The 24,742-nt window shown below is 39.1% G+C and carries 18 protein-coding genes; 12 read left to right on the plus strand and 6 right to left on the minus strand.

The window, feature by feature from the left end; translation table 11 throughout:
- Positions 1–7: 7 nt before the first annotated feature.
- Complete coding sequence (locus tag FBD94_RS23025; RefSeq protein WP_235884618.1) at positions 8–403, minus strand: DUF4783 domain-containing protein; 396 nt, start codon at positions 401–403, stop codon at positions 8–10.
- A 137-nt stretch (positions 404–540) separates the two neighbouring features.
- Between FBD94_RS23025 and gpmI the strand changes: the two genes are divergently transcribed.
- A complete protein-coding gene (gene gpmI / locus FBD94_RS23030; RefSeq protein ID WP_136881961.1) occupies positions 541–2,061 on the plus strand; it encodes a 2,3-bisphosphoglycerate-independent phosphoglycerate mutase in 1,521 nt (506 codons plus the stop codon).
- On the plus strand, positions 2,061–2,588 hold the full coding sequence (locus FBD94_RS23035; protein ID WP_136881962.1) for a hypothetical protein: 528 nt from the start codon (positions 2,061–2,063) through the stop codon (positions 2,586–2,588). Before gpmI ends, FBD94_RS23035 begins: the two co-directional genes overlap by 1 nt.
- Positions 2,589–2,656: 68 nt before the next feature.
- Here FBD94_RS23035 and FBD94_RS23040 read toward each other — a convergent pair whose 3' ends face one another.
- Positions 2,657–3,283, minus strand: coding sequence for a tetratricopeptide repeat protein (locus tag FBD94_RS23040; protein ID WP_136881963.1), 627 nt, complete (start codon positions 3,281–3,283; stop codon positions 2,657–2,659).
- A gap of 262 nt (positions 3,284–3,545) precedes the next feature.
- On the opposite strand from FBD94_RS23040, the gene lon reads away from it, so the two are divergent.
- Entirely contained in the window at positions 3,546–6,023 is a 2,478-nt protein-coding gene (gene lon / locus FBD94_RS23045; protein WP_136881964.1) for an endopeptidase La, read from the plus strand.
- Positions 6,024–6,148: 125 nt separating this feature from the next.
- On the plus strand, positions 6,149–7,099 hold the full coding sequence (locus FBD94_RS23050; protein ID WP_136881965.1) for a lipid A deacylase LpxR family protein: 951 nt from the start codon (positions 6,149–6,151) through the stop codon (positions 7,097–7,099).
- A gap of 21 nt (positions 7,100–7,120) precedes the next feature.
- Here FBD94_RS23050 and arfB read toward each other — a convergent pair whose 3' ends face one another.
- Positions 7,121–7,531 carry an alternative ribosome rescue aminoacyl-tRNA hydrolase ArfB gene (gene arfB / locus FBD94_RS23055; RefSeq protein ID WP_136881966.1) on the minus strand — a complete coding sequence of 137 codons (411 nt, stop codon included), beginning with the start codon at positions 7,529–7,531 and terminating at the stop codon, positions 7,121–7,123.
- Between the two features lie 81 nt (positions 7,532–7,612).
- Between arfB and cmk the strand changes: the two genes are divergently transcribed.
- The 8 genes from cmk (at position 7,613) to FBD94_RS23095 (ending at position 20,711) form a co-directional block, all read left to right on the plus strand.
- Positions 7,613–8,290, plus strand: a complete 678-nt coding sequence (gene cmk, locus FBD94_RS23060) for a (d)CMP kinase (RefSeq protein WP_136881967.1) — start codon at positions 7,613–7,615, stop codon at positions 8,288–8,290.
- A 147-nt stretch (positions 8,291–8,437) separates the two neighbouring features.
- Positions 8,438–10,465, plus strand: coding sequence for a T9SS type B sorting domain-containing protein (locus FBD94_RS23065; protein WP_136881968.1), 2,028 nt, complete (start codon positions 8,438–8,440; stop codon positions 10,463–10,465).
- A gap of 21 nt (positions 10,466–10,486) precedes the next feature.
- Positions 10,487–14,542 (plus strand): beta strand repeat-containing protein, encoded by a 4,056-nt coding sequence (locus FBD94_RS23070; protein ID WP_136881969.1) that lies wholly within the window; start codon positions 10,487–10,489, stop codon positions 14,540–14,542.
- Positions 14,543–14,631: 89 nt separating this feature from the next.
- The gene (locus FBD94_RS23075) at positions 14,632–16,002 is read left to right on the plus strand and encodes a hypothetical protein (protein ID WP_136881970.1); all 1,371 of its coding nucleotides are present in this window, start codon (positions 14,632–14,634) and stop codon (positions 16,000–16,002) included.
- Between the two features lie 46 nt (positions 16,003–16,048).
- Positions 16,049–18,082 carry an autotransporter outer membrane beta-barrel domain-containing protein gene (locus FBD94_RS23080; RefSeq protein ID WP_136881971.1) on the plus strand — a complete coding sequence of 678 codons (2,034 nt, stop codon included), beginning with the start codon at positions 16,049–16,051 and terminating at the stop codon, positions 18,080–18,082.
- Positions 18,083–18,190: 108 nt separating this feature from the next.
- Positions 18,191–18,907, plus strand: coding sequence for a hypothetical protein (locus FBD94_RS23085; protein ID WP_136881972.1), 717 nt, complete (start codon positions 18,191–18,193; stop codon positions 18,905–18,907).
- Positions 18,904–19,818, plus strand: a complete 915-nt coding sequence (locus tag FBD94_RS23090) for a hypothetical protein (RefSeq protein WP_136881973.1) — start codon at positions 18,904–18,906, stop codon at positions 19,816–19,818. Before FBD94_RS23085 ends, FBD94_RS23090 begins: the two co-directional genes overlap by 4 nt.
- A 2-nt stretch (positions 19,819–19,820) precedes the next feature.
- Positions 19,821–20,711: a tail fiber protein gene (locus tag FBD94_RS23095; RefSeq protein WP_136881974.1), complete on the plus strand. Its 891-nt coding sequence runs from the start codon at positions 19,821–19,823 to the stop codon at positions 20,709–20,711.
- Between the two features lie 452 nt (positions 20,712–21,163).
- On the opposite strand, the gene FBD94_RS23100 is transcribed toward FBD94_RS23095, so the two are convergent.
- The 3 genes from FBD94_RS23100 to FBD94_RS23115 form a co-directional block, all read right to left on the minus strand.
- Positions 21,164–21,793 (minus strand): hypothetical protein, encoded by a 630-nt coding sequence (locus tag FBD94_RS23100; protein ID WP_136881975.1) that lies wholly within the window; start codon positions 21,791–21,793, stop codon positions 21,164–21,166.
- Positions 21,794–22,539: 746 nt separating this feature from the next.
- The gene (locus FBD94_RS23110; RefSeq protein WP_169472389.1) at positions 22,540–23,064 is read right to left on the minus strand and encodes an Imm26 family immunity protein; all 525 of its coding nucleotides are present in this window, start codon (positions 23,062–23,064) and stop codon (positions 22,540–22,542) included.
- On the minus strand, positions 23,054–24,742 hold a 1,689-nt coding region (locus FBD94_RS23115; protein WP_136881978.1), incomplete at its 5' end, for an RHS repeat domain-containing protein. The genes FBD94_RS23110 and FBD94_RS23115, both read right to left, overlap by 11 nt.

The following is a 24,742-nucleotide window of genomic DNA, read 5'->3' on the forward strand; positions in this document are numbered from 1 at the left end:
TTTACCATTATTTATCAGGCTCTATCCTTAATTCTGTAATAAAAAAAGCATTTGATGATTTTTTTAGGGTGATTGAAACCCTGAATTTCCCATTCTTAGTATGTAGGGAAAGTATGCCAAACCTGAAATTTGGGTTGGTGTTAATGAGGTGTATAACCGATGATTTAATAGGTGGATTTTTAGAAAAAAAGTTTCTTAGAATCTGTTCTGCCTGAGCTTTAGAGTATACATCTTCATCATCGATGACGATTAATTCTACAGATGAAGCGAAATTTGCCGCGATCTCTTTTGCATTCCCAGCCTTAAAATGTGCAGATAAATTATCTATAATATCGCCTTGAAGCGTATAAGAGGAGGGGAATTGAGTAAAAAAAACAAATAAAAAAAGAAGGGGCTTTATCATCTCTATATAGCTAAACGTAGGAGTGAGCATAAATTATGCCATTAATAGATCATAAAAAAGAAATTGGTTCAAAAAAAAGGCACAATAGACTTATATTTGTTAAGTTCAATAATACATTAAAACAAAGCGAACCACTAATGAACAATAAAAAAGTAGTACTATTAATTCTTGATGGCTGGGGATATGGAAAACAAGATAGCTCTGATGCAGCTTATGCAGCCAACACCCCTTTTTTTGATTCTTTAATCCAAAACTACCCAAACTCAAAACTCGAAGCATCTGGTGAAGCAGTAGGTTTACCGATAGGACAAATGGGCAACTCTGAGGTGGGCCACATGAATCTTGGAGCTGGTAGAGTTGTATATCAGGAGTTGGGAAGGATCAACAAAGCGATCAGCGACAGAACCCTTCATCAAAACCCAGTACTGCTTGACGCGTTCAATTATGCTAAGGACAATAATAAAGCTGTTCATTTTATTGGATTGACTTCTGATGGTGGAGTTCACGCTCATATCAACCACTTAAAAGCTTTATGCGATGCCGCGACTGAACAAGGCTTGAAAGATGTATTTGTTCATGCTTTTATGGATGGAAGAGATACGGATCCAAACTCGGGACTTAACTTCATCAAAGATCTTGACCATCATTTACAAAGTACTTCTGCTAAAATTGCCAGCTTAATTGGCCGTTATTATGCAATGGACAGAGATAGCCGCTGGGAAAGAGTTAAACAAGCATACGACTTGCTGACTAAAGGTGTTGGACAAACAACTAGTGATCCAGTTACAGCTGTTGAACAATCTTACAAAGACGGAATAACTGACGAATTTATAAAACCTATAGTAATCACTCAAGCCAACGGTGCACCAGTTGCCACCATACAACCTGGTGATGTGGTTATTTGCTTTAACTATAGAACGGATCGTGGTAGAGAGATTACGGCTGTACTTACTCAGAATGATTATCCTGATTTTGGTATGCATAAGCTCCCTCTTTATTATGTAACCATGACCACTTACGATGAGAATTTCGACAATGTAAAGGTGATGTTTACAAAAGACGATCTTTCGGAAACCTTGGGTGAAGTGCTAGAGAAACACCAGAAGAACCAAATCCGTATTGCAGAAACGGAGAAATACCCGCACGTAACTTTCTTCTTCTCTGGCGGCCGCGAGCAGGTATTTGAAAACGAGAAAAGGATTATGATCCCTTCTCCAAAAGTTGCGACCTACGACTTACAACCAGAAATGAGTGCTGCCGGAATTACGGAAGCCATTTGTAAAGAACTGGAAACCGGATGGCCAGATTTTGTATGTTTAAACTTTGCTAACCCTGACATGGTTGGACATACAGGCGTTTTTGACGCTGTTGTTAAAGCGGTTGAAACTGCAGACAGCTGTGCGGAGATCGTAGTAAATAAAGGAATTGAAAACGGCTATTCGTTTATCATCCTTGCCGATCATGGTAATTCCGAATTTATGGTCAACAATGATGGTTCTGTAAACACAGCTCATACCACTAACCTGGTACCTTGTATTTTAATAGATAAAGACTACACCAGTGTAGCTGATGGTAAACTTGGCGACATCGCTCCTACCATATTAACTATAATGGACATTCCTAAACCGGCAATCATGACCGGCAATAGCCTGGTATAATGAGAAAAACCTTTTGGCTATTGGGTATCCTTTTGACTTTTTACAGCTGTAACCCGGCTGTAAAAAGTCAAAATGGTGCTTTAAATTATTTTGATATTAAAGGTTATTTTGAGAAAGAGGCTTTGCGCCTTAACAAAAGTAATCCGTTGCTAACAAAAAGTGTTGAGGTGAATGGTGCTGCCGAAACTAAAAAGATCCACATTCCGGACTGGGCTAAGGAACTATCTATCTTTTCTGACTCAGAAATCAACAGAAATGCATGGAAAGGTTTGTTTAGCACAGATAAAACCAATGAGCAGGAGCTTTATACTTCGGCCAATAAAAAAGTACCAGTAAAGGAAGTATTGATCACCAAAAAAGATGGTCGTGTATCTGGTATCCGAATCCTGGTAAAAAACAGCAATATGCTTTATAGTTCTGCGGACACGCTTTCTTATTATCCTGACAGTCTGTATCGGATAAACAAAAAGCAGCATATCAAACTGATGGCTGAAAAGAATTACGGTATCACCGGAAGGTTTAAATAAAAAATGGGCTGAATCATTTACATGATTGCAGCCCATTTTTTTATACTGTCGCCAGGATGACGACCGAGTTATTTCAAACTGGCAACTTGTGCTTTAACATAATCAATCAACGAAAGAATATCTTTTCGTTGTGGCTGAACTAGCAAAACCTTCTGAAAGTCGGCCACAGAATTATTAAATAAAGCTACACAAGCTGCCTTTTCTGCTTTGGTTTTAATTTTATAAGATTTATAAATCGCATAATCTTTATAAGCCAATGCCCTATTTTGTAGCAATTGAGCATCTTCTTCCCCATTGATTTCTATTGCTTTTGTGAAATCTTTAATGGCAGCTTGATAAAAACTCTCACGCATATTGTTTAATGATTCCTTAGGATCATTTGCAACATTTTGTCTAGCCTTACCCCGGTAATAATAGGCAGAATAATCTGAAGGTTTTACAGTAATCAAACGACTGTAAGTATCTATAGAATTTTCAAAATCGCCACACTGAAAATAAGAATACCCCAACATTTTCAACACGTTAGCGTTATTAGGATTTTTTGTATCTGCCTTTTCAAGCTGATTCACAGCGCCTTTATAATCACCCTTCATCATGGCCTGCATGCCCAATTTATCATAGCCACTATTTTGTGCAAATGTGGTCGTTGCAGAAAAAACAAATAACAATAAGACTGTTTGCTTGAAGTAGTTCATTAACTTTTATTTAAAAATAAATATATTTAAAAGGTTAGATATAGACAACTATCATACCATTTGCAAATATCTAACTTAAACGCTAAATAATTCAAATTATGATTTAATAATTAATTATTATTGAGGCATGACTTTTTAACAGGGAATTGCTGCAAATTTCATTTTGGCACAGGAGTTGAAATTATCCCAGTATCACACAATTAATAATTTTTAAACGACATGCTGTCAGATTGTCGTTTTTTATTTAAGAAAGACTTATTTAATGAGTAAACGAGATCAATTCGATTTTAGCAACGCACTTCCTATCATAAATGAAGATACTGAATTCTTTCCTTTGATGTCTCAACAAGATGAAGATGAGATGAATAACGAAGATACTCCAGAGATCTTACCCATTCTTCCACTTAGGAATACTGTGCTTTTCCCAGGTGTGGTGATCCCTATTACCGTAGGAAGAGATAAATCTATAAAACTAATCAAAGAGGCCTATAAGGGCGACAGGATCATTGGTGTTGTTTCTCAACGTGATGTTTCTATCGAGGATCCTACATTTGAGGAATTAAATCCTGTAGGTACGGTAGCTCATATCATTAAAATGCTGCAAATGCCTGATGGTAACACTACGGTAATTATACAGGGCAAGCAACGCTTCCGTTTATTGGAAGAGGTGCAGTCTGAACCGTATATTAAGGTGACTATCAGCAAATTTGAGGAATCCAAGTTTAAAGCCGATAAGGAATTTAAAGCTTTGGTAGCCTCAATTAAAGAAATGTCTAGTCAGATTATCCAGCTGTCACCAAATATTCCAAGTGAAGCGGGTATTGCGCTTAAGAACATAGAAAGTACTTCTTTCCTGATCAACTTCATCTCTTCAAACATGAATGCAGATGTTGCTGACAAGCAAAAGATGCTGGAAATGACAAACTTGCGTGAACGTGCAATGATGGTCATGGAGTTGTTGACACTTGAACTTCAAATGCTTGAACTGAAGAATCAAATTCAGAGTAAAGTACGTGTAGACCTTGACAAACAACAAAGAGATTATTTCTTAAACCAGCAGCTAAAAACCATACAGGAAGAACTGGGTGGTAACTCATCTGATCTGGAGTATGAGGCCTTAGAAGCCCGTGCGAAAAAGAAAAAATGGGAACCTCAGGTTGCGACGCACTTTAACAAGGAACTAGAGAAATTGGGTCGTATGAACCCTGCTGCACCTGATTATTCGGTACAGATCAACTATCTGGAACTGTTACTAGACTTGCCTTGGAATGACTTTACCAAAGACAATTTCGACTTAAAACGCGCACAGCGTGTACTTGATAAAGATCATTTTGGACTAGAAAAAGTAAAGCAGCGTATTATTGAGTATTTAGCTGTGCTAAAACTTAAGCGCGATATGAAAGCCCCTATCCTTTGTTTGGTAGGTCCTCCGGGGGTTGGTAAAACCTCTCTTGGAAAATCAATTGCCAAAGCGCTAAACCGTAAATACGTACGTATGGCTTTAGGCGGCATAAGAGATGAGGCTGAAATCCGTGGTCATAGAAAAACTTATATAGGTGCCATGCCGGGTCGTATCATTCAGTCTATTAAAAAAGCAGGTGCTGCCAATCCAGTTTTTGTACTGGATGAGATTGATAAAGTAGGATCAGACTTTAGGGGAGATCCTTCTTCTGCCTTGCTTGAGGTATTGGATCCTGAGCAAAACAGTGCGTTTAATGATCATTATGTGGAAGCAGATTATGACCTGTCTCACGTGTTGTTTATTGCCACTGCCAACTCACTAAGCTCTATTCAACCGGCATTATTAGACCGAATGGAGATTATTGAAGTAAATGGATATACGATTGAAGAAAAGATAGAGATCGCTAAAAAATACCTTTTACCTAAGCAAAAGGATATACATGGCATAAAAAACAAGGATATCGCTTTAAAAGGCGCTTTAATTGAAAAAGTGATTGAGGATTATACCAGGGAATCTGGTGTACGTGGATTAGAGAAAAAGATCGGATCGCTGGTAAGAGGTGTAGCTACTAAAATTGCTATGGAAGAAACCTATGATCCAAACTTGACTAATGATAACGTAGAGCGCATTTTAGGGGCTCCAATATATGACAAGGACCTATACGAAGGCAATGAAGTTGCTGGTGTGGTAACTGGCTTAGCCTGGACACAGGTAGGTGGTGACATTCTATTTATTGAGGCTAGCTTAAGTCCGGGTAAAGGAAAACTAACCCTTACAGGAAACTTGGGCGAGGTGATGAAGGAGTCGGCCGTTATTGCGCTTGCTTACTTACGCGCTCATGCTGAGCTTTTTGGTATTGAATACGCTTTGTTTGATCAGTTTGATGTACACGTTCACGTTCCTGCAGGTGCTACGCCTAAAGACGGCCCTTCGGCAGGTATAACTATGCTTACTGCACTAACATCAGCCTTTACACAACGTAAAGTAAAATCTAACCTGGCTATGACTGGCGAGATTACACTTAGAGGCAAGGTATTACCTGTGGGCGGCATCAAAGAAAAAATACTTGCTGCTAAACGCGCTAACATAAAAGACATCATTTTATGTAAATCAAACAGGAAGGACATTTTAGAGATCAAAGAAAGCTATATCAAAGACCTTCGTTTCCATTACGTTTCTGAAATGAAAGAAGTGATTGATCTTGCTTTGACTAAAGAAAAGGTAAAAAACCCTCAAAATCTGACGGTTAAAACTACCCTTCCTAAGAGCAGCGAATAGCTTAATCAGCAGGGAAAAACTATATCTAAAAAGCGTTCAGAAATTCTGAACGCTTTTTCTTTTAAAACTAATGCCAAATCTGATAACTTTACAGCATAACCAGCAACCGAATAACTAAACAACGGATGAAAAAACTACTCCTTGCCCTGACCACCATTTCCCTATTGAGTATCAATTCTTATGGGCAGACTTATAAAAACGAATTTGGATTCCGCAGCGACAATGATTCCTACCTTGCTCAGGGCTCCGATCGTTATTATACCAATGGTTTATTTATACATTACAGAAGGGCACTGGATCAACAAACCTTAAAAGAAGGATTAGAAAAAAAGACTTACGAAATTACTGCTGGGCAAGAAATATACAACCCATACTCTGGCTCCGCGCCAGATCCGGCCAGACAGGACCGTCCATTTGCTGGCTACTTGTATGCTGGTGGAGCGTTGAGCTGGTTTCATACCAATGAGCGCATTTTAAAAGTTAGTGCGGAAATAGGTGCCACTGGTCCTAATTCTCTTGCCGAAGACGGGCAGGAATTACTACATAACACCGTTGGATTTTATGAGCTTGGCGGTTGGGAATACCAAATCAAAAATGCGGTAACCTTAAACCTTTCTGCTCAGTATACCAGGTTGCTACATCGTTCTTCAAACAAGGCAACAGATTTTTCTTTTGAGGGATATGCCAATGCAGGAACTACATTTAGTGGTGCTGGTGCAGGTATTTTGTTTAGAGCAGGTGGACTTAACCAGCTTTTCAACTCTGCCTATACCAATGCGGTAATTGGCAACAATCCAAAAACCAAAGCGCTGGTAAAAAGAGAGGTCTTCTTTTATGCTAAGCCACAGTTAAACTTTGTTGCTTACGACGCCACAATTCAGGGAAGTATGTTCAACAACAATGATCCGGTTACTTTTGGTGTTAAACCTATTGTATTTGCCCAACAAGTTGGCTTCAACTACAGTTCTCAACGGTTTACTGTTGACTTTGGGATGATCTTTAAAACTAAAGAGGTAAAGAGTACTGCTAAAGCGCATCAATACGGCTCAATCAGCATGTTTTATCGCTTTAATTAATCTGTTTAGCCAATGCTAATTTTAATCTAACTGAGGCCGTTTTCTAGATTCCTTTTTAGTAGCTGTAGATTGTTTGTTTTCCAGCCTCTTCCTGATTACAGCTTTAGGGATTTTTGTTGGCTTCCTCTTTTTCTGTACGTGTAATCCGGCTTTAAATAAGATGAGCAATTTCGCAATCGTCTTTTCTTTGTTTAAAAGCTGACTTCTATCTTCTTGCGACACCACATGGATATTACCTTCCTGATCCATACGTCCTTCCAATCTTTCTGTTAGCAATAGGCGCTCTTCGTCTGTAAAAAAGGATGCTTCGGCTATGTTGAAGATCAGTTCTACTTTACTAGAAACCTTGTTAACGTTTTGTCCGCCTTTACCCCCACTGCGTGAAGTTTTGAATGTAACTGTCTTTAATATATCTTCTCTGCTGGGTAACATGTTGCAAACATAAACATATGTTTAGGATTTAATAAAAATTTCATACTAAACAATTCTCCAAAATATTAACTTTGCTGGCCTATGAGAAAAAACCTCGTTGTAGCTATAGATGGCTATTCATCTTGTGGAAAGAGCACTCTGGCCAAAGCATTGGCTAAAAAACTAGGCTTTATCTATATTGATAGTGGAGCCATGTACCGTGCCGTAACTTTATACTTTATCCGTAACCATGTTAATGTAAATGATCCAGAAGCAGTAGATTATGCTCTTGGACATATAGAATTGAACTTTCATTCTCAAGATTATCAGTCGCACATTACCCTTAACGGTGAAGAGGTGTCTGAAGAGATCAGACAGATGCCAGTTTCTACATCGGTAAGTGAGGTTTCGGCGAATAAGAAAGTGCGCAGGGAGATGGTGAAACAGCAGCAACGAATGGGGAAATCTAAAAACATAGTGATGGATGGTCGTGACATTGGGACAACGGTGTTTCCTGATGCCCCGGTTAAATTTTTCATGACTGCTGATCCTAAAATAAGAGCAGAACGTCGTTTTAAAGAATTACAGAGTAAAGGTGATACGACGACTAGTCTGGAAGATGTTTTTGAGAATCTTGCACATAGGGATTATGCTGATACTACCCGCAAGGAAAGTCCACTAACCAGAGCTGATGATGCGATTATCTTAGATAACACCGACCTTACGGAATCAGAACAACTTGACTTTGCACTGGACATGGTACATCAGCAGTTGCCTTAAGGTTAATTCTAGAAGGTATCGCAAACTGCGATACCACAATTTCAATCACCTTATCGCTTAATGTAAATTAAAGTGACATTTCGTGTGTCTGATTTTTAAATGTATGAAAAAATGATTACCTTAACGGGAAAAAATTAACACCGTTTGATGCGCTCTTCTCTCCCCCTGCTTTCTATTTTATTGTTTTTTATCCTAAGCTCCTTTTACCTACTTCCAGATAATGATCAAATAAAAGATGCAAAGACTCTAGATAATGTTATAGGTTATTGTTCTGATGATGCGGCTTATACTAATATCGACGCTACTGCCAGCAAATTTGCGAAAGCCTCATTCTGGAATTCAGAAGGAAAAGACATCTGGTATAAATTTACAGCGTTAAGAACAGACATTAGTATTTCGGTAACAGGAAAAACCACAAGTACTAGTCCTAATACCTTAATAGCGCCATTAATAGCCATATATACTTACGATGGCACCAAGCTCACCGAAATGATCGGCTCAATGGTTACTGCAAACAACCTAACAACAGCATATAAGGGTGGGTTAAATGTTGGAGATGAGTACTACATCAGAATAAGTGCGGAGAATGACAACACAGGAACCTTTAAACTATGTGTTAATAATTACACGCCCCCTACCAAGCCAGGACAAGATTGTAGTACCGCCAGCATTCTATGTAGCAAAGAAACATTTTCAGAAATGAATATTACCGGAGCAGGTAATAACAATAGAGAATCTGAAGGTACATGCCTTGGCGTAGAATCAAATACTGCATGGTATAAATGGACCGCCTCCAATGATGGAACTTTAACATTTAGCATTACCCCAACTTCGGTTACTGATGATATTGATTGGGTATTGTATGATTTGGGACCAAACGGAGATTGTTCTAAAGTAACTGCAGCAAACGCCATTCGCTGCGCAAGTGGAAATGGGATCAACTGTACCCCATCCTATTATATTACCGGATTAAATCTTACCTCCACAGACTTGAGCGAACAAAGCGGATGTCCCCCTGGTCAGGATGGATGGCTTAAATATGTAGATATGATTCAAGGACATACTTACGCATTGTTGATTAACAATTTTTCGAATGGGAATAATGGTTTTACACTGGAGTTTGGAGGTGTCGGAGCGTTTGAAGGCCCAAAAACAGAGATCGACATCATCAAAAATAATTTATGTGAAATCGATCAGAGTTATTCTTTTTCTGCAGCTCATGATAACACCAGTACACTGGAGTGGAATTTCGGAGCAACAGCAAATACCGCCACTGCAACTGGTCCTGGACCTCATTTAATTACCTATAATACTACCGGCCAAAAGAACATTACTTTAAAAGCTTCCAATCCTGTCGGCTGCTCTGTATTTAGCTACTATAATTTACAAGTGGCAAATACGCCTGTAAAACCTATCATCTCCGCTTCAAAAACAGAATTATGCATTGGTGATATATTGAGATTAAGTACACCAGACATCCAGAATGCGATTTATTATTGGACTGGCCCCAACAATTTCAGCTCATCGGTTCAAAATCCTGAGATTAAGATTAAAGGGTCTCAAAATGCTGGGGACTATAAATTGACCGTAAAAGTTGGAGAATGTTTAAGCGAACAGGCTATATTTAATATCCCCTCTATTCCTAAAAGAACAACTGCAATATTTAATACAAACCTCGATTTTTCAATTAAATATACCATTCCCATTTCCATCAATTTTATCAATCAATCCATAAATGCCAAATCCTACCTCTGGGATTTTGGAGACGGCAATTCTTCCACAGAAACAAATCCAACCCATACTTATACTACTTCTGGCAATTTCAACATCTCACTTACCGCCATGACCGACAATGAATGCTCCAATACGACATCCAAGGGACAGCTGGTTGTGTTAAAAGATGGTATTATATTTATTCCAGGTGCTTTTTCACCAAATGGTGATGGGATTAATGATGAGTTTCGAATTAACATTCCAAATTTAAAAGATTATCGGTTTACAATTATCAACAGATGGGGCACTAAGGTTTTTGAAAGTACCGATATATTTCACAACTGGGATGGAAAACGGAACAATCAGGATCTTCCTGTCGGTGTTTACTATTATATAATTAATGGCAAAGACATTCACAACAATATCATAAAACAATCAGGTTCAATAACCTTACTCAGATAACGGATTTTATTTAAAATTAATATGAAAAAAGCGCTCATAATAGCATTAGTTCTGGTTACATGCAGTATAATCAGTAAAAGTCAAATCTCTCCGACTTTACCGGCCAATAGTAAATCTTACGGATCCGAGACCTACTTAGGCCCGGATGGGCTATTGTGGTACGGTACAGCTCCTTTACAATATAGAGGAGTATACCCTAAAACTAAAATAGATAGCTTACTGGCTTTAATAAACAACAGTATATCAGGTAATGCTGCTACTGTGACCAATGGAGTGGTAACTACAGGGTTATATGCTGATCCGGCTTGGATAACGTCTTTGGCCTACGGTAAATTAACCGGTACACCTACAATTCCGGTAGATGCAAATCTTATACATACCACGGGAAATGAAACAAAGAATGGCAGATTAACGCTTAATTCAGCTAATGGGACTAATGGCACCTCTCCTACAGCTTCAGTATCCCCGCTAGTTGTTATTGGGGGTCGTCAAGGGATCAACACAACTACTACTGGGACGGTTGTTGGACTTAACGCTCCAAAGATAAGTATAACTGGAGGGAATGGTGGAGATTTAAACACTAGCACTCCAAGTTTTAATTTGGCTGGAAAAGGAGCTGATCTTGAATTTACAGCAGGGGATGGGGGTAATATCATTGGAGCCCCTACCACGCCATTATTTGGCGCAGGTGGCGTTGCTATACTGAAAGGAGGTAGTTCTTATTCTAATGGTTATGCAGGCTCGGCTCAAGTTAAAGGAGGTAATAATTATACTCCAGGTAGTGCTAGAGGTGGGAATGTGTTTATAATTCCAGGAGCCGGTAATGGTACACAAACCGATAACCCTCTATATAACGGTACTATATACCTAAATGTCACCGATCAATCTAGTGTTAGAGGTAATACTGTTATTGGGTCTATCACAGATGATTATATAAATAGGTTTCAAGTTACTGGCAACAGTAAATTGACTGGTAATTTGGTTGTAACCGGCACGGTTACAGCACCCACATTCCTTGGTAACTTAACCGCAACAACTGCAACGGTATTAACTGCACCTTCAGGTAGTACCGATGTGGTAAGGAAAACGGAACTAGACTTAAAAGCGCCTTTAGAATCACCCGCTTTAACCGGCAGTCCGACATCACCAACACCAACGGCAGGGTCCAACAATGAACTTATCGCAACCGCATCTTTCGTTACCACTGCTGTAACTAACGCTTTAGCTACAGGTCAGACTATTGGAGCCGGTACAACGGGGAATTCAGCTACGGCTACAAATAGCACACAATGGAATGGGTTTACAAACGCATTTGCTGACGGTGTTACTGAAAATGATATCACTGGTATAGTTGGGTTTCACGCTAACGGTGTCGCTTATAAATTTTCATCTACTAAACTTAAAGAATTCATCGGCTCCCTAGGTGAAGAGACTTTACAGAGTGTTACTGATAGGGGTGCAAGCACTACGAATACAATAATAATAGGAAATACAACGATTGGAGGCAGTACTTCTAATCTTGAAGGACAGTCTACTAATACCATTATCAGGCCGTCAGGTTCAAGTGGTAAAACATATTTTCAAGATAACGCTGCAACTGTAAATTGGGGTAACATTGATGCTAATGGATGGAATGGGTCTGTAGTAGGTAATGTAACTGGATATGCTTCAAAATGGGTTGACGGTGCAGATTTTGCTAATTCCGGGTTTAGTACGACTCCCATTAGCATAATGGCTAGTGATGGTACTTATTGGAGGCCGTGGACAGGGTTAGGTAATTATGCCCCTTTAGAATCACCCGCTTTAACCGGCAGTCCAACATCACCAACACCAACGGCAGGGTCTAACAATGAACGTATCGCAACTGCATCTTTCGTTACCACTGCTGTAAATAACGCTTTAGCTACAGGACAAACTATTGGAGCCAGTATAATAGGTAACGCGGCTACGGCTACCAATAGCACACAATGGAATGGGTTTACAAACGCATTTGCTGATGGTGTTACTGAAAATGATATCACTGGTATAGTTGGGTTTCACGCTAACGGTGTCGCTTATAAATTTTCATCTACTAAACTTAAAGAATTCCTCGGCTCCCCAGAGGAAGAGACTTTACAGAGTGTTACTGATAGGGGTGCAAGTACTACGAATACAATAACAATAGGAAATACAACGATTGGCGGCAGTACTTCTAATCTTGAAGGACAGTCTACCAATACCATTATCAGGCCGTCAGCGTCAAGTGGTAAAACATATTTTCAAGATAACGCTGCAACTGTAAATTGGGGTAACATTGATGCTAATGGATGGAATGGGCCTGTAGTAGGAAATGTAACAGGATACGCTTCAAAATGGGTTGACGGCGCAGATTTTGCTAATTCCGGGTTTAGTACGACTCCCGTAAGCATAATGGCTAGTGATGGAACTTATTGGAGACCATGGACTGGTTTAAGTAATTACGCTCCTTTAGCTTCGCCTGCTTTAACTGGCAGTCCAACAGCACCAACACCAACGGCAGGGTCTAACAATGAACGTATCGCAACCGCATCTTTCGTTACCACTGCTGTAACTAACGCTTTAGCTACAGGACAAACTATTGGAGCAAATACAACCGGTAATTCGGCTACGGCTACAGATGCTGGAAAATGGAATGGCCTCGATAGGAGTAATGCCATACTTAGTACTGGATACCCTCTACAAGGATTTTATGGCGATTTAGGTAGCGGCACCGCATACCGTTTTGATGCAGCAGGAATAAAAGAATATTTAGGCATCCCATCAGGAGGAGAGACTTTGGGTACTGTCGCAGCCAGAGGTGCAAACGCTCTTAATAGTGTTTCAATTAGGCAAACAAATTCTTCGGATGCCTACCCAACATTAGGAAGTTTTACGGGCGCGATCGGTTTGACTAACTCAGATGGTGGAATATATGGTCTGGAAGCTGGAGTATATTCTTCATCCGGTAGCAGTTGGATTCAATCAAATCGGTTTGATGGGAGCCCTACAGCGTACAACCTACTTTTACAGCCAAAAGGCGGAAACGTAGGTATAGGAACAACATCCCCAAAAGCTAAGTTAGACGTTAATGGTTCAGCAAATATTTCAGGCACTTTGACTTTTAATAATACCTATATGTCGGCCGATGGGCTGGGTTCTTTTGATGTTAATTTTAATACAGGTTTGGCGGGGCCATTAAGATACTTTGGCGGAACGACTACGCCAAAGTTTACAGTTACAAGTACTGGTGCAGGTAATTTCGCAGGAAACGTAACAGCTCCTACATTTAATGGCAACTTGACTGGTAATGCTGCAACAGCTACAAATACCACTCAATGGAATGGACTTAGTTTTGTAGGTGCAGTAGCTGCTCCTGACTTATTCATGACCGGAGTTAATGGTAATAATAGTTTTGGATATAGTACCACTTCCCAAATGCGGACGGCTTTAGGCTCACCATCAGGAGGAGAGACTTTACAGAGTGTTACTGATAGGAATGCTATAACCACTAAGCCTATTGTAATAGGCGCCACTTCGAACAACAATTGGGCGGGAACTTTTCAAAACTTAGGAACAACAGGAGCACATGGTCTATATGTAAATATAGGATCCAACTCAACTGGGGTACCTTTTAGAGTTGATAAAAATTCAATATCACAATTTGAAATTTTCAACAATGGGAATGCTTTTTTTGGTGGCGATGTGGGTATCGGAACAACAACGCCAAAAGAAAAACTATCTGTCAACGGAAAAATTCGGGCACGGGAAGTCAAAGTGGAAAACACCAACTGGCCAGATTATGTCTTCACGCAATCTTATCGTCTTCCGCCCCTTCAAGAAACAGAAAAACACATCAAAGAAAAAGGGCATTTGCCTGGAATCCCTTCTGCAGCAGAAGTCAAAGCCAATGGAATTGATTTAGGTGAAATGAATGCTAAACTGTTGCAGAAGATTGAAGAATTGACTTTGCACTTGATTGAGCAGAATAAAATAATAGAAACTTATAATAAGAAGATGATTATCCAAGATGAGCGGATCCTAAACCTAGAAGTCGTTAACAACAAACAAAATCAAAAATAAATAAACTTCATAAAATAATTGAAGACAACAACTTAAATCGGTGCAGAAATCAATTCGGGTTCCTCTAATACCGATTTTTAAAAATTAATATGAAAAAAACGCTCACAATAGCATTAGTTCTGGTTACATGTAGTATAATCGGTAAAAGTCAAATCTCACAAGAAACTTTACAGAGTGTTACGGATAGAGGGACAACGACTACAAATGCGTTAATATCCACTTCACCAGGATCAAACTTTTTATATGGAGATCTAAGTTTAGGTTACACAACTTACCAAGGATATAAGTTTGCTGTGAACGGGGGAGCTTTCATAAATGGTGGGCTAAATATTAATGGTTCAGGTAATTTCGTAGGAAACTTAACAGCTCCTACGGCTAGGATAGGGAATATAAAGACCAATCAAATAGAGATAACTAGGGCATCTGGAACTAGCTCTATCTACGGTACTACTGATCTGGTATTAGAAGGTGATCCATTATATCTAAATGCTTACTCATCTGGAAATATAAATATTGCATTAGGGGGAGGCAACGTAGGTATAGGAACACCAACACCGTCAGCTAAGTTGGATGTTAATGGTACAGGTAAGTTCTCAGGCACTGTATCTGCTAATAGCGTTTTAGCTAATGATTACATTGTTGGCACTACATTAAGAGCACGATTATCAAATAATGATTTATGGGATATAGGCACTTCCGGAAATATTTTAACTTTCAATGGCTATAATGGTAGTTCCTTTAATGCAGCCGCTACACTTAATAGGAATGGTAATGCTTCTTTCTCAGGTAGCTTAGCGTGGGGTACTGGAACATCTACAGCAGGAACTATAGTTAACACTGCAATATCAGGGACTGTTCTGGCAGCCAGACAAGGATCATCAACTGATTTTCTTTTAGCTAATGGAATAGGTAATAATGTATTAACGGTACCCACGGGGACAGTAAATGCTGCTTTCTATGGAAACGTAGCCGCTCCTACAGCTAAAATAGGGAATATAAAGACCAATCAAATAGAGATAACTAGGGCATCTGGAACTAGTTCTATCTACGGTACTACTGATCTGGTATTAGAAGGTGATCCATTATATCTAAATGCTTACTCATCTGGAAATATAAGTATAGCATTAGGGGGAGGCAACGTAGGCATAGGAACACCAACGCCAAGAGAAAAACTATCTGTTAACGGAAAAATTCGGGCACAGGAAGTCAAAGTAGAAAATATCAACTGGCCTGATTATGTCTTCACTAAATTTTATCGTCTTCCTGAACTTGAAGAAACAGCAAAACATATTAAGGAAAAAGGGCATTTGCCGGGTATCCCATCCGCAGAAGAGGTAAAAAACAATGGAATCGATTTAGGCGAAATGAATGCGAAGTTATTACAGAAGATTGAGGAGTTGACTTTGCATTTGATTAAGCTCAATGAACGATTGTTAAAATTAGAAAAAAAGCAACCATAAAAATTTTCATGAATCCCCCCTCCCACAAGGATGAGTAATACTGGTGATGTTAGAATTTACAACCCCGATTTTGAAATTAATAAAAATGAAAAAAACGCTCATAGCAACATTAGTTCTGATTACATGTAGTATAATCAGTAAAAGTCAAATCTCACCGTCTTTACCGACTAATAGTAAATCTTATGGATCCGAGACCTACCTTAGCCCTGATGGGCTATTGTGGTACGGTACAGCTCCGTTCAAGTACAGAAGTGTCTATCCAAAAACGAAGATTGATAGTTTGTTTGCGTTAATTCCTTCATTGTCTAGTAATTCTACTCAATGGGCTGGAAACAATTTTGATGGCATTGATGCGGCTGTAGATACTTATCTCATAGCTTATCATGGGGCTGGAAATGTGGGATACTCTAGTAAAAGTTTCGTTCAAACATTTGCAGATGTAAACAACGGTGCCTTATTGAACAACAGTATATTAGGTAATGCTGCTACGTCTACATTGTCAACTAATTCAACAACATGGCAGGGGCTTAATTTCACAGGTGCTTCTGGCGCTATATCGCCTTATTTGGTAGCGTATCAAGGGGGAATGGATCTAGGCTTTGCCACAAAATCAACTACACAAACTTTCTTAGACATAAACAATGGATCAACCATAAACAACAGCATTTCTGGTAACGCTACTACAGCTACAAATAGTCAATTATGGACGTCTCAAATATTTACAAACATTGATGTTGTGGGTGATTCTCCTTCTAGATTAATGGGATATTATGGAAGTGGATGGCGGCCAATACCACAAGCAGAAGCGCAAGGCTATATGGGTATCAATGCAGGAGGAGAGACGTTACAGAGTGTTACTGATAGGGGGAATATTATTACCAACGGTATTGCTTTTAATGGAAATAATCTCGGGATATCTTGGACTAATTCTGGAAATAATGCCTCTATCTTAGGAGAGAATGGAAGCCTGAGAATGTTTGCAGGAGGAAACGAAAGCATAAGAGTTTTAGCTAATGGCAATGTAGGACTAGGAACAACCACCCCATTAGCTAAGCTAGATGTTGATGGTACAGGTTATTTCTCAGGCAGCATAACCGCTTTACAAGGTGATTTTTCAGGAAAAGTGACATCCGGCAGCGCCGTTATAAGTCCGTGGGTGACTAATAGTGCTTTTGCTAGATTCGGCCATAAAGATTTTAATACTGGTTTTTTGCAAAATAGTGCAGGAGAAGTGTTCATGGGATCCGATAATAACGTGTTTATAAACGGAGCAGCTATTGCTATTGGTGGACCGACTACTTTCTCAGGAAAAGTGATAACAACAGGCATGCGCTTACAAGGTACAAACCAAAGTTCTATTGATCTAAGAAATTTAGCAGGAGATGTTGCTAGTGGTTATATATTAGGCAGAAGTTTAGGAACTGACAATGCCAATGATTTCTTTATATATAACGCTGAAAATGGAACAGCACCATTAAGGATAGCAAGCAATGATAACGTAACTTTCTCAAGAAGCATAACCGCTTTACAAGGTGATTTTGCAGGAAAAGTAACATCCGGTAGCGCCGTTATAAGTCCGTGGGTGACGAATAGTACTTTTGCTAGATTTGGCCATAAAGATTTTAATACTGGCTTTTTGCAAAATAGTGCAGGAGAAGTGTTCATGGGATCGGATAGTAATGTATCTATAAACGGAGCAACTATTGCTATTGGTGGGCAGACTACTTTCTCAGGTAATGTAGGGATAGGAACAACATTGCCAACAGAAAAACTATCTGTTAAAGGAAAAATTCGGGCTCAGGAAGTCAAAGTAGAAAATATCAACTGGCCAGATTATGTCTTCGCTAAATCTTATCGCCTTCCTACTCTCCAGGAAACAGAAAAACACATTAGAGAAAAAGGCCATTTACCTGGTATCCCATCTGCAGGAGAAGTAAAAGCTAATGGTATCGATGTAGGCGAAATGAATGCAAAGTTGTTACAAAAGATTGAAGAGTTGACTTTGCATTTGATTGATATGAAAAAAGAAAATGAAATGCTTAATAAACGCCTCTTAAAAGTAGAAAAAAAACAAAGATAATTATCAAGCTATGCTTTATTATTAGAAAAACAACCAATATATTTAGTTAATATAAATTACGTTTAATTAACGCTCTTCTTTATGCTCTCAATTTTCACCAAAGGTAAAATGAAATACATATTACTTTTTCTCCTTTTATTTATTTCTTTTAAACCATCCTCTGCACAAACAAATACATTTCCTGAAAATGGAAATATTGGCATTGGGACAATGTCGCCTTCCACAACATTACATATTAACGGAATAACAAGTATAAGAAGCAGTATACCGACAGATGGATTTTTATCCATAAATCCTGGAGGGCCAACAACACAAGGATATATTAACTGGTGGAAACCAGGTAGTAGTCGTATAGCGTATCTAGGCTATAACGACGGCGTGGGTTATGATAATTTAGGATTAACCCTTGAAGGTGGAAATTTTATTATAAACGGTGGGAATGTCGCTATCGGAACTAATGATACTAGAGGTTATAAATTTGCGGTAAATGGAAACATAAGGGCAAAGGAAATAAAAATTGAAGTAAATAACTGGCCAGATTATGTCTACACTAAATCTTATCCTCTCCCATCGCTTCAGGAAACAGAAAAGCATATTAAAGAGAAAGGGCACCTCCCGGGTATTCCATCTGCGGAAGAAGTAAAAGCCAATGGAATTGATTTAGGAGAAATGAATGCGAAGCTATTGCAGAAAATCGAAGAATTGACTTTGCATTTAATTGAAATGGAAAAGAAAAATACAATTCAGCAAAAAGTTAATGATGATCAAAATAAAGTGCTTCGAGCTGAAATCAACGCACTAAAATCTAATATAAAACACTTATGAAACGGAGCTTTCTTTTAATTATATTAATATTATTACATGCAATTTCATTTGCACAAACAAATGTATTTCCATTAATCTCTATCGAAGAAGGCTCCAACGCTATCGGTTATCTCGGACGAGGGCTTGCAACAACAGGTGCTTGGAATCAAAACCCTGATATTCTCGCTTTAACTTATACTAAGAGAGACTTTGCTATTGGAGGTTGGAGTAAATCAAATGCAACCTGGATGGGCACATCATTCTATATCAATTCAGATAATGGAAATATCGGCATAAGTACGACCACACCTCAGTTTAAATTTCAGGTGCAAAAAACATCAGCCCAGCCTGCCATAATGATTAGCGGGGGCTATTCTGGTTCACCGAGATTACAAGTATATGGACTAGACGCTGATCCAAATGGATGGATGGGACTAGGTACAGACATGTCGGGCGGCCAATATGAGCATAGTATCTATTTTCCATCAGGAGTTCCCAGTAGTAAGGGCAAACTTACAATAGGAGATTATGATGGAACAACATACTCTACCAGAATGACGATACTTCAAAATGGGAATATAGGAATAGGATCTACTAGTCCATCAGAAAAACTTGTAGTTAATGGTAAAATCCATGCACATGAAATCAAAATAGAGGCAACTGATTGGCCTGATTATGTCTTCACTAAATCTTATCCTCTCCCATCGCTTCAGGAAATGGAAAAGCACATCAAGGAAAAAGGACATTTGCCCGGAATCCCTTCCGCAGCAGAAGTAAAAGCCAATGGAATTGATTTAGGAGAAATGAATGCGAAACTATTGCAAAAGATCGAAGAATTGACTTTGCATTTAATTGAGATAAAAAAAAAAAATGATGATCAAAATAAGGTACTTCGAGCTGAGATCAATGCATTAAAATCAAAACTAAAATAATTATGAAACCTTGTCTCCTTTTAATCACATTCGCTTTTTCTTCTCTAATTTCAACCGCTCAATATAATACGTTTCCAGCAAGTGGAAATGTTGGGATTGGAATATCAAGCCCATTGCAAAAACTGACCATTAGATCTTCAGGTACCCTAACTGGTAACTCTTCGACTGATTATGATTTTGGAATTACCGACGGATCAACTTATCAAATCCAACTTTTGGGACTTGTCAACAGTATCGGTAACTATGGCTTATTTCAGGTTGTTAAAGGAGGTATTGGAGCAGGTAACTTAGTATTGCAAACACAGGGGGGCAATGTAGGGATAGGAAGTACAATTCCTGAAGCAAAGTTACATATTCAGTCAGATGCAAATACATCTGGAGCACCATCTAATTCACAAGTGATAATTAGCGGGATAACTAACCCTGAGAAAAGATTATCATTGGCCTATAATACTTCATCCAATTATGCTGAATTGCAATCTCAGGCTTATTCTGGAGCATATACGACTATTACACTTAATCCCAATGGTGGAAATGTTGGGATTGGAACAAATGATCCTAAGGATTACCGTTTAGCAGTTAATGGCAAAATCCGGGCTCAGGAGATTAAAGTGGAAGCTTCCCCTTGGCCCGACTATGTATTCACCAATTCTTATTCGTTACCGACTCTTCAGGAAACAGAAAAGCATATCAAAGAAAATGGGCATTTGCCTGGAATCCCTTCTGCAGCAGAAGTCAAAGCCAATGGAATTGATTTAGGCGAAATGAATGCTAAACTGTTGCAGAAGATTGAGGAGCTGACTTTGCATTTGATTGAGCTCAAGAAACAAAGTGAATTACGAGATGAAAAGCAAAACAAAGAAATAGCAGAGTTGAAATCTAAGCTTAAATAATATCAACCTTATACTAAATACAATACATCATTGAACTTAACATGAAAGGAACTCTATTTTTTAGTTGGCTGTTATTTTATGCAGTTGTCGGTTTTTCACAGAACAATTTCCCCCTAAGTGGAAACGTTGGTATTGGTACGGCAAATCCAAGTTCAGTTCTAGATCCAGGAACAAATCTTACTATTAATACAAATAATTCCTATTCTTCATTAATCCTTCAAAATAATGGAGTTGATAGGGGATTCTTTACAGCGACAGCCTCACAAGCTATACTAGGCACGGTAACTGCAAACACAACTTTACAATTCAACACAAATGACCTTGCGCGGGTTTTAATCGACCCCAATGGTTACGTAGGAATAGGAACAACAAATCCAGGCTCCCCCTTAACAATTAAAGGTTCAGGTACAGGCATAAGTTTTAGTCCGGGAGGATCTCCCTACTTTGGTACTCTAGCATTTAATAGAGAAGCACAAACAGGTGAAATTTTTGATCCGACAGGATATGCCTTTCAAATAAACAATGGAGGAACTGACACACTCAATGGCACTACTGTTCTCTCCTGCTTTACCCTCAGCGATCAGGTTACCTATGGCATCATAGCCATAATTCCTTAACCCTGCAGGCAATTCACCACTCTGATTGCCCGAGCCACTCAGATCATTTAACTGCGACAATCTGTTGTTCTGCAACTTTCCATTAACCTTATTATAGGTATAGCTCAGGCTGTCCATCAAACTACCTCCAGAACCATTCCGCTGAAGCGTCAGGATATTGCCATTGCCGTCATAAGTGTAATCCTCTTTGTATTTATCGCTGCCATTACCGTTCCAGCTCTCCCGGCTGCCATTGGTACCGTCTCCACCCTGATCATTGCCAGGCTGAAGCGTATTACCATTCACACCTTTTAACCAGCCCTGTAAAGTATAGGCATAATCCAGGCCTTGCACTTTATGCCCCTCACGTCCTAAATCAACCCTGGCCAATGGGCCATGAAGATAATAGCGATAACTTGCATCCTGTTTACCGGTAACCAGGTTCAGCTTGCTGCCAATACCATAAGACACCACATTCGCATCCACCCCACTCCAGGCTTCGGTTAACCGGTTTTCATCGTCATATTTGTAAGCATAATAAAATTGATCATGTTTATCGTCTTGGCCGGCCTCTGAGGGCTGATAGGCTACAAAGTTTACCTTACCGCTGTTTATTTATTTGTAATGAGGTTATCAAAGCAGATTAGAAAAGAAAAAAGGCTACTTCATAAAAATAGCCTAATGATTCTGATGATTTTTATTGACGAAACGCTCACGCTGTATCAAGATTAATAATTAACTGCCCTTCTTTTTCTATGATAATGATATGGCTCTGATATTCAAACCCTGATTTACGTAACCACTCGCCTGCTAATGTAATCATAGGAACTACCGTAGATGATCTTACTTGTGTGATAAATTTTTGTTGAATCTTAAGGCGTCGCATTCCGGCGGGAAGCTTTGGCTTTGGTGGATCACATGCACCACATGTACATGTTTTGTTGGGCTGTTTAACTTGGTCGACCTTTGGCCGGAAGATTGAAGTAGTGGTTTGATTTTTCTGTGTTCGCATAATAGAAAAATAATGCCCAAGTCACCGCGAACACAGTCGGAAAACCGAATAGTTGCCGGACTTTCACCGGTTTGCCTGGGATATTGTAAATAAAAATTATTGCTGGATTTGTCCAACTGTATTCGCACTGTAAAGATAATGAAAATATTAAAACTAAACACTGAAATAGGGTTAATAGAAATTAACATCTCCTCTATTCCCAACAGACTAAAAACAGATATTAATCTGAAAGCAAATTCAATTTAATTAATGTGCTAACGATATGCTTATATTCGAATTCTTTCCCTAAATCATAGTCCAGCAGATCATAATAGGCTTGCAAAGCTTTTTGATATCCTATTGGTGAATTACTGCTTTGAAATGGCAACAATTTATCTTCTAATGGAGTTGCCTTGCGCAATATCTCTAATTTATAGTTGACCAATTTAGTTTCCGGAGGAAATGCCAACTTAAAGAGGGGCATAGTAATAGACGGTAGATTAGTCGTAATATTTCCGATTATCACCCATTTCCTATGAAACAATAATGCATCTGAAGTAAAACCAAGAAAAAGAATTGGCTGCTTCACCATCTTAGAAATTTCCTGTTCCTCATTAATATCCCATCTACCTTCAAAAACACAAATGAGCAACTTAGATTTATTTGGAATTTTAACAATTTGCCCATAACCTTTTGTTGTCTCATCTATAGGAACGGTAAATACATCTCCTTCTTTTAACCTTAGCGGTTTTCTTTTAACTTCCATTTTTATTCTGCTTAATAACATTCTTTTTATTAGAGGTACCTCCATCTCGATTACCTTTATTTGTTGGTCCCCCCAAAGCATTTAGTGCCTCTTGTTCTTTCTCGTTTAAGTCTAAACCAGGACTTCCCAAGTTAATGATTGTAAATGTAAAATCTGATTCTGGATTTGCCCTATCGTGTTCTTTTTGTCTAGCTTCATATCGACTCAAACTTTTAGCTTGACCAATATAAGGTTTCAGACTTCCTGTTTTATCAATCCTTAAATAGACGACTCCCTGTCCTACCTCAATGTCTGACTTATTCTGTCCGCCAAATCTTGAATTTGCCTCTTGAGCATACTTATAATCAGAAGCATACGCCTTACCCGTTGCTAAACGCTCACGGACTTGCACTAAGTACTGATCCGATAAGGTAGAGGGATCATTAGTGAATATTTGAAGATGGTTGATAGTCGCATGTAAATCCGCAGCAGCACGTTTCTTTCTTAACCAAGCTCCTTCAGTACCTCCATTTGGATCGTTGGGAACAGGTATTAAAACATTTATAACTGTCCCCAAAGTCGCACCTAGCATCCTACCGGCACCTCCAAGAGCTTCGGCCAAAGCCCCGCGACTTCCCTGCTGTATAAGCCTACCCGCCTGATCGACAGCGAATCTGGTTCCTACTTCTTCCGCTTTTTTAACAATAATCCTATTCGTTGCTGCTTTTGCAGCTTCCATCGTTGCACTTACCTTTTCTAATCCATCAAGATCAATATTCTCTATTGGACTATTACTAGCAAATTGATACGTACTTAAATCTGGATACCGATAACTAAGTGGATCCGTACTATAAAACCTCCCTACCCTCGGATCATAGATCCGCATCCCGTAATCCTGCTGGTTACCATCTCCTTTTACCTCATTGTCATTCTCCTTACCATTAAACCCATAACGGTAATTACCCGAACTAAAGGATCTTCCAGGTTGTATCATCCCAAAAGGATAATAATCCTGTGCACTCATCACATCAGGAACCGGAGATCCTCCTGAAAAACTTACATTATCAGAAACTACTGCGAGTACATTGCCCAGATGGTTATTTAACTCAAAGAACTTTAGGTTGACATCATTCCATTTGATTTTGCCACTATCCGTAGCTAAGTTAAAGTTTGGTTTCCACATCCCCAAACGACTGCTGCCATAAAGCTGCTGTTCTTTCCAGTTTGTCACACTACCTGCATTGTCATAAACACCCAGGGAGTTACCTTGTGCATCACGTACATACCAGGTGGTCAAAGTACCAAGCTTTTTACTCACCCTGTTTCCAGCGGCATCGTAAGTATAATCAATAATACTTCCATCAGGCAGCGTAACTTTCTTGATTTTGCCGTATACATTCCACTCAATGGCACTACTGTTCTCTCCTGCTTTACCCTCAGCGATCAGGTTACCTATGGCATCATAGCCATAATTCCTTAACCCTGCAGGCAATTCACCACTCTGATTGCCCGAGCCACTCAGATCATTTAACTGCGACAATCTGTTGTTCTGCAACTTTCCATTAACCTTATTATAGGTATAGCTCAGGCTGTCCATCAAACTACCTCCAGAACCATTCCGCTGAAGCGTCAGGATATTGCCATTGCCGTCATAAGTGTAATCCTCTTTGTATTTATCGCTGCCATTACCGTTCCAGCT

The sequence above is a fragment of the Pedobacter hiemivivus genome (assembly GCF_005144565.1).
Lineage (GTDB): Bacteria > Bacteroidota > Bacteroidia > Sphingobacteriales > Sphingobacteriaceae > Pedobacter > Pedobacter hiemivivus.